The sequence below is a fragment of the Rhodococcus sp. IEGM 1306 genome (assembly GCF_036541985.1).
GTDB lineage: Bacteria > Actinomycetota > Actinomycetes > Mycobacteriales > Mycobacteriaceae > Rhodococcus_F > Rhodococcus_F qingshengii.
Genome location: NZ_JAZHFF010000001.1, coordinates 77,541 through 90,658 on the forward strand (window position 1 = coordinate 77,541; position 13,118 = coordinate 90,658).

The 13,118-nt window shown below is 62.8% G+C and carries 13 protein-coding genes and 1 pseudogene; 3 read left to right on the forward strand and 11 right to left on the reverse strand.

Translation table 11 applies throughout. From position 1 onward, the window contains the following. The first annotated feature begins 11 nt into the window (after window positions 1-11). Window positions 12-701, forward strand: coding sequence for a SanA/YdcF family protein (locus tag V3587_RS00410; RefSeq protein WP_064073869.1), 690 nt, complete (start codon window positions 12-14; stop codon window positions 699-701). A 95-nt stretch (window positions 702-796) separates the two neighbouring features. On the opposite strand, the gene V3587_RS00415 is transcribed toward V3587_RS00410, so the two are convergent. The 8 genes and pseudogenes from V3587_RS00415 to V3587_RS00450 all read right to left on the reverse strand — a co-directional run bounded on the left by V3587_RS00415 (window position 797) and on the right by V3587_RS00450 (window position 7,299). Continuing rightward, window positions 797-1,633: a hypothetical protein gene (locus V3587_RS00415; RefSeq protein ID WP_042447112.1), complete on the reverse strand. Its 837-nt coding sequence runs from the start codon at window positions 1,631-1,633 to the stop codon at window positions 797-799. Window positions 1,634-1,707: 74 nt separating this feature from the next. Next, window positions 1,708-2,031, reverse strand: a complete 324-nt coding sequence (locus V3587_RS00420; protein WP_082893130.1) for a cupredoxin domain-containing protein — start codon at window positions 2,029-2,031, stop codon at window positions 1,708-1,710. Beyond that, on the reverse strand, window positions 2,031-2,378 hold the full coding sequence (locus tag V3587_RS00425; protein WP_064073870.1) for a plastocyanin/azurin family copper-binding protein: 348 nt from the start codon (window positions 2,376-2,378) through the stop codon (window positions 2,031-2,033). Before V3587_RS00425 ends, V3587_RS00420 begins: the two co-directional genes overlap by 1 nt. A 27-nt stretch (window positions 2,379-2,405) precedes the next feature. Then, a pseudogene (locus V3587_RS00430) lies at window positions 2,406-3,996 on the reverse strand (multicopper oxidase family protein). Then, a complete protein-coding gene (locus V3587_RS00435) occupies window positions 3,993-5,312 on the reverse strand; it encodes a hypothetical protein (protein ID WP_283375992.1) in 1,320 nt (439 codons plus the stop codon). The pseudogene V3587_RS00430 and the gene V3587_RS00435 overlap by 4 nt, the downstream one beginning before the upstream one ends. Beyond that, window positions 5,309-5,980 (reverse strand): methylamine dehydrogenase light chain, encoded by a 672-nt coding sequence (locus V3587_RS00440; protein WP_283376234.1) that lies wholly within the window; start codon window positions 5,978-5,980, stop codon window positions 5,309-5,311. Before V3587_RS00440 ends, V3587_RS00435 begins: the two co-directional genes overlap by 4 nt. A gap of 75 nt (window positions 5,981-6,055) precedes the next feature. Beyond that, window positions 6,056-6,664, reverse strand: coding sequence for a redoxin domain-containing protein (locus V3587_RS00445; protein ID WP_019745575.1), 609 nt, complete (start codon window positions 6,662-6,664; stop codon window positions 6,056-6,058). 44 nt (window positions 6,665-6,708) lie between these two features. Next, the gene (locus V3587_RS00450; RefSeq protein WP_063315621.1) at window positions 6,709-7,299 is read right to left on the reverse strand and encodes a MauE/DoxX family redox-associated membrane protein; all 591 of its coding nucleotides are present in this window, start codon (window positions 7,297-7,299) and stop codon (window positions 6,709-6,711) included. Between the two features lie 348 nt (window positions 7,300-7,647). On the opposite strand from V3587_RS00450, the gene V3587_RS00455 reads away from it, so the two are divergent. After that, on the forward strand, window positions 7,648-9,186 hold the full coding sequence (locus V3587_RS00455; RefSeq protein ID WP_283375993.1) for an APC family permease: 1,539 nt from the start codon (window positions 7,648-7,650) through the stop codon (window positions 9,184-9,186). Continuing rightward, window positions 9,183-9,968 (forward strand): IclR family transcriptional regulator, encoded by a 786-nt coding sequence (locus tag V3587_RS00460; protein ID WP_020909339.1) that lies wholly within the window; start codon window positions 9,183-9,185, stop codon window positions 9,966-9,968. Before V3587_RS00455 ends, V3587_RS00460 begins: the two co-directional genes overlap by 4 nt. A 2-nt stretch (window positions 9,969-9,970) precedes the next feature. Here the strand turns inward: V3587_RS00460 and cobU are convergent, their stop codons facing one another. Genes cobU through V3587_RS00475 form a run of 3 tightly spaced genes read right to left on the reverse strand, consistent with a single transcriptional unit; the run spans window position 9,971 to window position 13,112 of the window. Then, the gene (gene cobU / locus V3587_RS00465; RefSeq protein ID WP_283375994.1) at window positions 9,971-11,293 is read right to left on the reverse strand and encodes a bifunctional adenosylcobinamide kinase/adenosylcobinamide-phosphate guanylyltransferase; all 1,323 of its coding nucleotides are present in this window, start codon (window positions 11,291-11,293) and stop codon (window positions 9,971-9,973) included. Further along, window positions 11,293-12,081, reverse strand: a complete 789-nt coding sequence (locus V3587_RS00470; protein WP_020970985.1) for an ABC transporter ATP-binding protein — start codon at window positions 12,079-12,081, stop codon at window positions 11,293-11,295. Before V3587_RS00470 ends, cobU begins: the two co-directional genes overlap by 1 nt. Then, window positions 12,078-13,112, reverse strand: a complete 1,035-nt coding sequence (locus V3587_RS00475; RefSeq protein WP_042447095.1) for a FecCD family ABC transporter permease — start codon at window positions 13,110-13,112, stop codon at window positions 12,078-12,080. The genes V3587_RS00470 and V3587_RS00475 overlap by 4 nt, the downstream gene beginning before the upstream one ends. Between the last annotated feature and the right edge of the window lie 6 nt (window positions 13,113-13,118).

A 13,118-nucleotide genomic window follows, 5' to 3' on the forward strand; every position in this document is an offset into this window, starting at 1 on the left:
TTGATCGACGAATGGACGAAGCTGCTGCAGATCCAGTGAAACCGCCGCGCAAGCGCCGGTGGCCTCGTTGGGTCGCAGGCATTGCGGTGCTCGGAGCAGTTGTCTATGCGGGCTCGATCGTGTGGATTTCCGTGGCGTCGGCCGGCCATACGTCGGACGCCGTCGATGCTCCCGATGCTCCGGTAGTGATCGTGCTGGGCGCGCAGATCAAGGACGGTAAGCCGATGGCTTTCCTGAAAGGGCGGCTGGACGCAGCAGTCGAACTGGTGGAAGCGGGAAAGGCTAAAGCGGTCCTCGTCTCCGGCGACGCGAACGGCGGCTCGGGTGACGAGATCGCGGCGATGACGAACTACCTGTTGGAGCAGGGAATAGATGAGCGTCGCATCGTGGGGGATCCGTACGGCCTCGACACCTATGACACCTGCTTCCGGGCCATACATACGTATGGGGTGACCAAGGCGTTGATCGTCACTCAGGGGTATCACGTGCCCCGCGCTGTGGCGCTGTGCCGAGACGTCGGCATCGACGCAGACGGGGTGAACAGCGATTGCGGGTGCGCAAGTCCGACGCTGATCAAGAACGCCGCCCGGGAGTGGGTCCTTGCCAAACCCAAGGCGGCGCTCGACATGCTGTGGAGCCGGGACGCAAAGGTGACGTCGCCGTCGGAGGACTCGGTCCAGGCGGCGCTGTCGATTCCCTGACGCGGGGTGAGTGCGCACGGTTTCTGTCGAGTGAACACACGCTCCGGAGAGTCGGAGCGTGTGTTCACTCGAGGTGAAGGGTGCTCGGTCGAGAGTCAGATCAGTGCTGCGGCGGCGAATGCTCCCAGTGCGATCAATGCCGCGCCGGTGACGCTCTGCACGCGACGGTCCACGACGCACATGATCGAGAGGAATCCCGGCATCGAGCCACCGCGCTTGGTGTGCACGATTGCCGCGAGGCTGGGCATGCAGCGGCCAAGGGATACGACTGTGAACAGCGCCGCCCCGAGAGCCGGTGAACCCGAAGCCATGACGCCGAGTGCCAAGAGGTAGTACGCACTCGAGCGGATGAAGATCAGAAATCCCGGACCGATGATCGCGCCGAAGATCAGCGAGACCTTCCACGGCGCCATCGTGCGGCGCAGATGGCGCGGAAGCTGTTGGCGCCGCATCGGAGTCGGCATGCTCACCGCACCCAACTCGTGCAGCCCGTATGCAACCGCGACGACGGCCCAGACGCCCAGCGCCCAGCCGACCGGCACGTACCCGGACATCGCCGCACCGAGAGCGCCGATCAATGCCCCGGTGACGGCTCCCGTCGTGACCGAACCCAGAGCGTGCCAGCCGAGTCGGCGGACGGGAGTCGAGGATCCCTTCCGATCGACTTGCTTCGGCGCCGCAACAACTCCGGCGACGGACATTCCGCAGGTCGACCAGTTCGCGGCCAGCGACGTAACCAGCCCGGCGCCGATAACAGCTGTGGTCAAAGCTGTTGTCGCAGATGGCGTGGCCACGAGTGCGAGGCCGGCACCCGCAGCGGCGCCCGCCGCGACGAGGCTGACACGGGTCGCGGTGCCGACCGATCCTTGAAGGGTCGGCCGGATGTCAGGGACGTCGGTCTGCAGTGGGCCGTGTGAGAGAACAGTAGTCATCAGATCCTCCGAAGTGTTTGTGGTTCAGGAAAAGTGTCGAGCCGAAGTCGCAGCGAAAAGTGATGAGCCAGAGTTCACAGCACTGTGATGACTCCGATCATGTACGGGTGCACGGAGCACGAATATTCGTAGACTCCGACGCTCTCGAACGTGTGCCGGAACGTTCCGTCTCCGGTGATACCGCTGTCGAACAGGCCGGGTGATTCCACGTGATGCAGGAGTCCGCCGTCGTCGAAGCGCCACTCGACGGTGCCGCCGTGCTCCACGGTGACGTCCATCGGACTGAACTGAACATTGCTGATCTCGACCACCACATCGGGGACGGGATCTTCTGTGCCGCAAGCTGGGACACACGTCGCCGCGACAGCGAGGCCGAAGCCGGCGGTCCACCTCCTCACTATTGAACGATCACGGTGCCCACCATCATCGGATGGGGCGTGCAGTGGTAGGTGAAGGTGCCGGCGTCGTCGAACGTGTACGAGAAGGTTCCCTCGGTGAGCAACTCGCTCTTCAGTTTCCCGTCGAGATCACCGTTGCCGACCACGTCGTGGGGGAGTCCGCTGTCGTCGAACTTCCATTCGACGGTCTGTCCCTTCTCGATGGTGACCGATGCCGGTGTGTACGCCATGTTCTTCACCTCGATCACGACTGCAGGTTCGTCCGACGACGCACCGGCATCACTACTGCAGGCGGTGAGGCTCAGGGCAGCGCACGCGACCAGGAAAGCGGGAACGAGTTTCTTCATGAGGTGTTCTCTCCATTCTTCGACTTGTCAGCGGACGTAACGCAGATTTGCCGTCATGCCGGCCTCGAAGTGGTAGGCGTTGTGGCAGTGGAACATCCACTCGCCGGGATTGTCGGCGTCGAACTCGATGGCAAGCTCGGTGCCGGGTAGGACGTTGACGGTGTCGCGGCGAAGTCCGCCGTAATCCGGTACCGCAAACGTGTGGCCGTGGGTGTGCATCGGGTGCCACATCGTGGACGTGTTCTTCATCGTGATCCGGACCCGTTCGCCCTGTTTCATGACGAGCTTGCCCGCATCGGCTCCCGCCATTCCCCAGACGTACCGATCGCCGGCCTGGATCAATTCGATGTGGTAGTCGCGATCAGGCGACTTCGTCTCGAGCCGTGCGTATTCCGTGGGCCGGAGTTCGCTTTCGGTGACCAGTCGGCCGGCCAGTTCCGAGAGGTTTCCGCCGACATCCGGGTTCGCCAGGGCCAACGCGTCGGTGCTGCGTAGGACGGTCGACGCATAACCATCTCGGCCCTCGACCTTCGCCACCACCGGCCATGTTCCCGACTTCACCGTCACCAGCACGTCGTAGCGCTGCGCCATTCCGACGATGATGGTGTCGGCAGGAGTTGGTTCCACGTCGTAGCCATCGGTAGCGACAATTGTCATCCTCGTGACCGGCCACAGCGAACCGATACGGAGTTTCGGCCGCTGCGTTGATGATTCGCAGTCGCAGGGTCGAACCGGGCGCTGCAGTGACGACAGCAGGATCGTTGGGCGGCCGCCCGTTGATCAAGTGCAGTGGATACGCGATGTGTTGAGTCATCCCGCCGAGTGGTTCGGAAGAACCGTGTCCGCCGCTCACCAACTGTTGCGCGACGGACATGTCGGCTTCCGAGTGTTCCGCCGGAGTTGTTGCCCCACTGCCGTGTCCGCCGTGCCCGCCCGAAATTGCCGGGTTCAGGGCCATCAGGACGGAATCCGGGGTGGTACCCAATCCGTCGAGCCAGTCGTCGAGCACCAGAACGGCATCGACGTCGGCCCCGGTGATGTCGTTCGGGTTCTCGACGATCAAGGCGCCGAACAGCCCCCGATCGGCTTGTAATCCGCTGTGCGAGTGGTACCAGTACGTTCCCGGATCCGGTGCGATGAAGTTGTACTCGAAACTCGAACCGGCGCCGATGGGAGCCTGCGTGGTGGGTGCCGCGCCATCCATGTCGTTGCGGATTCGAATTCCGTGCCAATGCAGTGTTGTTTCGGCGTCGAGGCCGTTCTGGACGCTGACGTTCACCCGGTCACCGGACTTCAGGCGAAGTTCCGGAGCCACCGCAGCGCCTCCGTACGTCCACGTGTCCACGAGGCGTCCGCCAAGATCTACCGTCGAGAATCCGGCGGCAAGGGCAAACGCAGCGGTGGTCCCGTTCCAGGCTCGCGCCGATTCTGCGGCGGCAACTTCCGGGTCGGTGGGCAGGATGTAGTCGAGATCGGTCGTCGGCGTCGGAGATGCTGCAGTGGAACTGCATCCGGCAATCGTCCCCATTGCGCCGAGCCCGAGTGCTCCGGCGCCGAGTGCTCCCAAACTCAGGAAGCGGCGCCGGCCCATCACCACACCGGATCCGGGACGACTCATCGGAGTACTTCTGGTGTGATCAACCCGCTGACATCCCCGACGTTGCCCGAGACATCGACGGAACTGACCTGCTCGCCGGTGCTCGCGTTGTAACCCACGACCTTCTGCGGAGCGGAGCCTTCGACCTCAGGTCCCGAACCGAGCACGTAGAACGTGGCGCCGTCGACGGAAAAGGTCATGCTCTTGATGTCTGTCAAGCCGAGGTCTGCAAGCGTCAAGCTCTTCACCGGGGCGAAGGTCGTTGCATCGGACAAGTCGATCTTGACCAGTGAGCCTCCCCGAGCAGAGTCCGGATGAATAGCCGTGTCCGTGTACGCGATTGCGAGCCGGGTTGCGTCGGCGTTGATGACGTTCTCCGAGAATCGACCGGAGTCCTGCCCGGCGTTTCCGATCGGCTTGACACCTTCCTGAGGCAGTCCGTTGGAGAAGTCGAAGACGTACACATCGCCGTTCTCACTGACCAGCAAGGCTTTTTGTGCTTCCGAGGCCCACGTGACCTTGCGGGTGGAGACAAAATCCTCGGGTAGGACCTTGCTTCGGGCGGTTTCCTTCGGAACTCCGTCGTCACCGATCGTGACGTGCAGCAGTTCCCGGGTGTCCTCGCAGACGCTGTACAGTTCGTGATCGACCATCCACGTGAACGGACCGCAGCCGACTATCTGGAGTGCACCGGTCGCTTCCTTCTTCTCGAGGTCGACCACCCTGATGCCGTACAAACCGTCGTCCCACGTGACGAAGAACTTACCGTCGGAGGTCACGGCGTTCGAGCCGGGACGGGAATGTACGCGTGCGACGTCCGGAAGCATGACCTCGGCTGGTTCCAGCAGGTTTCCGGAGTAAGTGCTGACCGTGAAATCTGCTGCGCCGCGGGAACCTCGGGGGCGCCACACCTCGGCAGCGAGTACCGCAGGATCCTCGGCGGAATCCCCGACGAATCCGTGAATGACCGGATCCCAGATACCCGGGCCGACGGTGATCCGGCTCTCGGCCACACCGGTTTTCGGATCGATGACGTTGACGCTGAGCTCGAGTTGGCCGAATCCACCTTCGACGCCCAGCAAGCGGTCAGCTGCGATCGGGGTGATCGAACCGACGTGCAACGGCTCGGGAATGGTGTCGCCGATTTCCTGGTCGTCGTGACCGAGGGAGATCCCCTCGCCCGGAGCAGTAAACGGAACTGTCGGATAGGTGACATCGCCTGCGCTGGAGGGTTCGTCGTTGTCGGACGAACTGCAACCGGCCAGCGCGAGTACGACGGTGAGTGGGATGACGGCAACGGCGGGTCGCGCCAGTTTTCGGGTTCGCGGACTGCTCATGATCCGGCACCGACCTTGGGGCGTTCGGCCGGTCGAGTCTGGCAGTCCTCACCGATGATGGGCGCCATCGTGCAGGTGTATGCCTGGGACTCGTCGGAGACACACCAGATGATTTCCTGGTCGTAGCTTCCGGAGACCGGGTTGTACATCACGGCCTGCATGTCCGGTTCGCCGCAGAATGCGTTGGAACACGAAGGCGCACCGCAGCAGTCGTAGTAGGCGATCAGATAGGTCTTGCCGGTATCAGGGTTGGTGCAGCATCCGACCCAGAACTCTGCGCCGGGCTTGCTGCCGGGGGCGCAGGTGGTGACACCGCCGCCGTTGCATGCGGCACAGGACGTTCCGTCCATGTTGCACCAGCGCCAGTACTCGCACTCGGCCGGATCTTTACCGTCGTAGACAGGGACAAGAGGTTCGGGGCCAGGTGCCGGCGCAGGAACCTCGGGCTCTTGGGCGAAGGCACTACGTGTCACGGGAAGTGTGCTGATCAGTGCCACTCCTGACACACCCATGGTCCACTTGCCGATCCGGCTGATCATGGATCGCCGCGAAACTCGTTCGGAGAGTTTACGTCCGGTTCGGCCGGTAAGCGAACCGCCCTGGCCCGCCATCCATTCGGCCTGGGCCTGAACTGTCGCCTCGTCGACGGGATATCGATTCTCCGTCATGTTGTGCTGCGGGAATTCATTGTCGTCCAACGATTTTCTCCTGATTCGTGAAGAGGATCGAACTGTGCAGGAAGATCAGGCCGCGCTGCCGGATTTCGCCTGGGCATGAAGGTGCTGGAGTGAGGGGGTGCCGGATTCGAGCGCATTGAGGAGGCTTTCCACCTGAGCCATGTGATTGCACAGGCCCTTTCCTCGGATCTTGCCGTGCTCGTCGAGAATCACGCCGTACGGAGTGGTGCCCACCTGGTATGCGATACCGACGTCTCGAGCGTCGATGTAACTGAGCTCGGAACCGATCCCGCTGCCGGCCAGGAACTCGCGATGCTCTTCGGGTGTTCCGTCGGAGATGATGATCACGTCGAGATCCGATTCGGCTCGGGCCATTGCCCTTACGCCGGGAAGAAGGCTCTTGCACGTCGAGCAACTCGGTGCTGTGAACAGCAGGAGTTGAGGTTTGTCGCGGTGACCACCGACTCCGACGGTCCGTCCTTCCTGATCGATGAGACCGGCAAACGATGGGCCGGCCTGTTCGACCTTGGGCCCGGTATCCATCATCCGGGCACCGAGAGGTCCGAGACGTACTTGTACGCGGCCGATTTCACGAGCCAGAGCAAGAACCATCAAGAACAGTACGGCTACGGCGATCACCAGGATCACTGTCGCGACAAGGAGGAAAGTGGTCATCGTGGTAGTCCTGCCTTCGAGTTTTCAGTGGTGGGGATGTAAGTTCACGAGCCGTACCGGGACGCGGTTTCGGCGGTTCGGAGGCGGATGGAGGCGCTCGACAGGTAGTCGTCGACCGGGCGTCGTCCGAGGTGGACCACCGAACGAATCTGTGCGAGCGCAACTCCCGCCAGAACGAGGAGGAATCCGAAGGTCGTCGCCACGACCTGGACGCCGATCTCAGCCTGTCCGGCGGTGACCGACAGTGCCACAGCGATCACCGCGAGTGTTCCGGCGCGAACGGCGTGGAACCATCCGATACGCGGAATCTCGCCGACTCCGAATGCAAAACATCCGCAGTCCAGATCGCGTCGCCCACGCAGGAGGTTGATCGTGAGGCCCGTGAAGAACGACGCGAACATGACGGCAGCAACCAAGGCGGCGAGGCGATGGGCCACGCCGAGAACCAGAAGGATGCCTACGACGGTTTCCGCGACGGGAAGGATGCGAGCGAGCGGTACTTCGAGTCGCACCGGCAACACTTTGTATCCGCGCACCGAACGAAGCACCCCGTCGTGGTCGTTCAGCTTGGGAATGCCGGCGAGCAGGAGAACAAATCCGATGATCGCCGAAGTGGTGGCGCTGACCAAGTCCATGCTTCCTCCGTTCCTCTCGGGTAGTGCCGGTGGTGTGTGGGACACATCCTGTACGGGCGATGCTGCGAACCCGCGTCGACCGCGCTACGCCTGGACGAGGTGCAACTGAGAGAGCAGTTGTCGTGTGAGAATCGGAGAACTTGCAGGTCAAGGTGCTGCCGGAGGGGCCGGATACCGTCGGCCGCCCTTGATCCGGCATGACGCTGGGTGGGAAACAGAGTCGGATTCTCACTTGAAAGTTCTGTGCGCGCCATCGTGGAAACTGCGCGGAAACATAAGCGGACTAACTTGACCGAATTCTGACAATTCGCTCGTAGGTTCGGGCCTGGACGCGACGGACGGTGACACATGGCCGTGAGTGCGGCACTGCGTGCAGCGATCACGCGAGCGCAGAATGCGGATCAACACAGTGAGCCCGTGTTCTCCCCGCTCCGTGGTCTCGGACGAGGACGTTTGACCCCGATCGACCTGTTGGGGCAATCACTCTCCACGATCGCTCCGGCAACGGGAATGGTGTTCATCGCCCTGTGGATGATCACCTACAGTCCCGGCTACGTCGGGTTGGCTGCGATTGCTGCGACAACTTCGGCGGTGTTTCTCGTTGCGTTCTGCATCACTCAATTCACGCGGAGACTGGCCGCGGCAGGATCGTTGTACAGCTTCGTCTTCCAAGGCTCCGGTATCCGGGCGACACTGACGGCGGGCGCCGCACTGGTACTCGGGTATCTCGGAATCTCGGTTTCGGTTTTCTCGCAGGCGGTTCCGAGTCTGCTCGATACCATCGCCATTGTCGGCCCCGACGTGCGAGGAACTGCCGCGACAGTGATCACGACGGTGGCGATTGCCCTGGCCGTCGCGTGGATTGCAGTGCGAGGCGTCCGGTTCGCCACCCGAGCGATCCTGGTCGTCGAAGCGTGCTCGTTGATTCTCATCGTCGTGGTCATGCTGGCGACGCACAGTGACGCGACAACTGCTGTTGCCCTGCCGAATCCGTCGCTGAGTGCAGTTCCGTTTCTCGCGATGCTGACGGTGCTCAGCATGGCGGGCTTCGAAAGCTCGGCCTTCTTCGGCCCGGAAGCGAAACGACCACTCATCAGCGTCACACGCACGGTTCTCATTTCGCCGATCATCTGCGGGGTCCTCTTCGTTTTTGCGGCCTGGGCGGCGATGACCGGCCACGGCGCAACGATCGTCGGAGCGTACTTCGAAGGAACGGCATCCGGAGCCAGCGCGGAAGTGGTTCTGGCAGTCAAGATCGGAATGACGTGTTCCTGGTTCGCATCCACTCTCGGTTGTGCGCAGGCGGGTTCGCGGTTGTTGTACTCGATGGGGATCGAACGGGTACTGCCTGCGCCGCTCGCTCGCGTACACAGACGGTTCCGCACCCCGTACGTTGCGGTACTTGCGTTCGTCGCGGTAAGTGCGGCGGGCGTATTCATCTATTCGGATACGGTTCGCGACGATTCGGGATCCTTCGACGGCGTGGTGGAGACCGCGTTGGTCTGCGCTTACACGCTGGTGGCCTTTGCTTCGTGGAAGTTCTTGCGCCGAATCGGGGAACATACTTCGCTGACCCGGATATGCACTGTGTCCGTGAGCGTCGCCGGTGCCGGTCTATTGGTCTACATCGTTCTCGACGGTGCGGTTCACGGGATGTGGGCACTGCCGATCGCTGCTCTTGCTGTTGCTGTGTCGGGGACAGTGTGGAGTTCATTGCTTCGAAGAGCCAGACCGGAAAGCCTTCTGATGGTCGGCGCTTTTGACAGCGTCGAGACGGCGGACCTGTTGCCCGGTGCGGGCACTCTGCTGATCGACGGTGACGGGCGAAGGCGACTCGTTCCGGATCGTGGGACCGCCGAGGGTGACTCGCCGGAGCATGGGCGGTGACCGCGGACCGTGCAACCGCTGGTCCACGATCAGGCAAACAGATCGGCGACGAGACCCACTTCAGTGGACAACAACCGCGTGCGGTCCAGAAGGCGCTGGGGATGCTCGAGGCGGTGGCTCATCTGGGACCGGGAACAACCGCGAAGGAGATCGCCACTTTTGCAGGCGTTCCATCGGCCACGGCGTACCGGATGCTGAATCTGCTGGTGGCGGAGGGCTTTCTCGTGCGGGTGCCGGACCTGTCAGGGTTCGCGTTGGGGCGTCGGACTGCCGAGCTCTCGCATGCGGCGTCGTCGAGTGGTCCGGCGCCGACGCTGCACGAGCGCGTCGAGGACATGCGGACACACACGAGGTTCGGATTGCACGTCGCCTCATTCGCTGGTGGGCGCTTGAGGTTCGTCGACAAGGATCCGGATCACGAGATCATCGGAATAGCGGCACTGGCCAAGAACCTTCACGCGAATGCGCTGGGGAAGGTTCTGTTGGCGCACGACGAGCGGCTGCTTTCGGGTTTGGAACTTCGCCGGGTCACGGAGTTCACCCTCGGTGATTTCGATGCGTTGTATGAGCAGTTGAGGTCTGTTCGCCTGCAGGGTTTTGCATTCGAGAACCAGGAATGTCGCCTGGGTCGATCCGCGGTCGCAGTACCGGTTCGAGATCACGCAGACCAGGTGGCCGGCGGGTTGTGTGTTCAGGGAGCGAGCGGGCGAGTGACGGACGAGGATCGAGAGTTGGTCGGTTTCCTACTCGATTGCGCGCGTCAGCTCACCGGATTGCTCTGACGTCACCCGCGCAGGCTCAGGGGGAGCCCGGCGGTCATCAGGACCACGGACTCCGATTCACTGGCGATGCGGCTGTTCACCAGACCGAGTAGATCGCGGAACAGTCTCCCGGACTTCGTGTCCGGGACGACGCCGCTTCCCACTTCGTTCGTGACGGCGACAATCGGAACCGGACAGGCGGTCCAGGCGTCGGCCAACCGGTCGATATCTGCGTGGACGTCGCTGAGATCTTCTGTCGCCCACGCCTGATGTCGGTCCAGACGTGCGGTCAGCCACGTGCCGAGGCAGTCGATCAGGATCGGTGTTGTTGCGGCCACGAGAATTTCGGCGACCTCGGAGGTCTCTACCGTCGTCCACGTCGGCGGCCTCCGCGCGCGATGCGACGCAATTCGTTCGATCCAGTCGGGATCGTCGTCCTGCGGATCCCCGGTGGCGATGTACGTGACGTGCCTGTAGCCGGCAAGCAGGCCCTCCGCGTAAGTGGACTTGCCCGAGCGGGCGCCACCGGTGACCAGAGTTCGATGGCTCTGTCCTACCCCGATCTCGAGCACAGCTCCATCCGGAACCGCTCGCGCCCCGGACACGCGAAGTGCTTCCGCGAGTTCGTTTTCGACCGGGTTGTGGTGTCCGAGGTGTACGGCGACCACGTCGGTTCGATCGGTGATCGCGTCGCAGTTGCGTAGTCGGCTCACCGTCTCCGCGAAACTCGGCAGATCATGGTGCCCGGTGCCGTGGTCAGTTTTGTAGCCGAAGGTCTCTTCGAGAAAGACGGCGTCGAAACGCGCGTCGGCAAGTGCGTCGACAGTGGATTCGGGCAGAGGCCCGGTGTCGGTGGCCCAGAAGATTCGGGTTCCGGATGCGTCGGTGATGTCGTAGAGAAGGGTGGGTACTTCGTGCGCGGCTTCGAGTGCGCGAACACGATAGGTGCCCAACATGATCGACTGGCCGGTCTCGAGCGGCGTGAAGGTCACCGGATCGGCGGGGCCTACCCAGTCTCGGCAGAGATCGAGCGCGTCCGGTGGCCCGAGAACCTGTAGTGGTTCGGTGCGCGAGGCCCAGGACCGGAACAGCAATGCCATCGGGCCGAGGTGATCGGGATGAGAATGCGTCAACAGGATGTGTTCCACGTGTGCCAGCGTGCGACCGAATCGCGACGCGGCACGCGGTACTTCCGGACCACAATCCAACAGGATTCTGTTGTCCACCAGGGCGGCAGTGTGCCCGCGAATGGTTTCACTCGACAGGGCAGCCAGGCAGGAAGGGCAAGTGCAGAACGGGTTCGGCCAACCGTCGGCAGCACCGGTGCCGAGCATCACCAATTCCATCAGCGGGTGCCTTCCTGCCGAATCGGAACAACTATGGGACCGCTGGGCCGGTCCAGGATTTCGACCCGGGCGCCGTACACGCGGCCGAGGAGGTCTGCCTCCAGCACCGCTGAGGGAGTGCCGTCGGCAACGACGCTGCCCTTGTCCAGCAGCACGATTCGTCGACCGTACTGACCCGCGAGAGTGAGGTCGTGCATCGCGGCGATGACCGTGATGTTGTCGGCTTCACGCAGTTCCTCCACCAAGTCGAGAACCTGCTGCTGGTGACCGATGTCGAGCGCGCTGGTGGGTTCGTCCAGGAGCAGTACCTGCGGTTCTTGGGCCAGTGCCCGAGCCAGGACCACGCGTTGCAATTCGCCACCGGAAAGTTCGGTGGCTCGTCGATCTGCGAACTCGGTGAGGTCGAGTCTCTCGATGACCGAAGAGATCACCGAACGGTCAGTGGCGGTTTCGGTTCCGAAGCGTCGTAGATAGGGAGTGCGGCCGAGCGCAACCAGTTCCTTGACCGTTGAGCCCTCGGGTACTACCGGACGCTGAGGCATCAACGCGACGACGGCGGACATCGCCTTGCGGCTGGAATTGCGAGGACTCAGCCCCCCGACCGAGAGCTCACCGGTAGACGGAATCAATCCAGCGAGGGCATGCATCAAGGTTGTCTTGCCGGCGCCGTTCGGCCCGACCACGGCAACCCAATCGCCTGGTGTCACATCGAGATCGATGCCGTCGACGACGTCCTTGCCGCCGAGGTTGACTCGGAGGTCGCGGCACCGCACTGCGCTGTCGGTCACGCCGAGACCCGGCTGCGGCGCAGAACCAGAAGGAAGAACGGAGCGCCGATCATCGCGGTTACAACCCCGATGGGGAGTTCGGCCGGTGCCATGACCGTGCGGGCGGCAACGTCGGTGAGGACGAGAAACGCCGCACCCAGCATGAGTGACAGCGGGAGCAATAGCCGATGCGACGGGCCGACTACCAGTCGAACCGCATGGGGAACAACGATTCCGACAAAGCCGATGAGTCCACTTGCGCTCACGACCGCGGCTGTTCCCAGAGTTGCGGCGAGCACCAGTACCAGGCGTGATCTGGCCGGATCGACGCCGAGGCTGGCGGCTTCGACGTCACCTACCGCCATCACGTCGAGTACGCGCCGGTGTACCAGGATGACGGCTGAGGCCAGCGCAACGTACGGCAGGACAACCAGAACTTCCGACCAACCGTCGGTGGACAGTCCGCCGAGTAGCCAGGAATAGACCTCGCGCAGTGAATCGTCGAACCGCTGCTGAACAAAAGTCTGCGCTGCATTCGTGAACGCTGCGACTGCGACACCGGCGAGGATGATGACTACCGCGTTCTGCGGCCCGCCAATGCTTCGGCCGAGCGAATAAGTTGCGAACACTGCCAGCACACCACCGACGAAGGCGGCCATGGGAATTCCGAACATGCCCAGCGCTCCACCCGAAACGATGGCGAGGGTTGCGCCCAGTCCGGCTCCGCTGGAAACTCCGAGGAGATACGGATCTGCCAAGGGATTTCGAAACACGCCCTGGTAGGCGGCGCCGGCTACGGCCAACATTGCTCCGACCAACGCGCCCAGGACTACTCGCGGAAGCCGGATCTGCCAGAGAATCGCCTGCTGTGTTGCGGTGAGGCCGGAATCTATATGGATGCCGGGTATTCCGTCCAGAAGTTCGAGAATGGTCCGATCAGGCGTCAAACCGGCCGGCCCCACCAGAACACCGATCAGCAAGGCAGCGCACAGAATCAGCGCGGCGCCGAGCAGAACGGCGGTCCGATGTTGGGAGATACCGGCTTTGATCATCGAGTG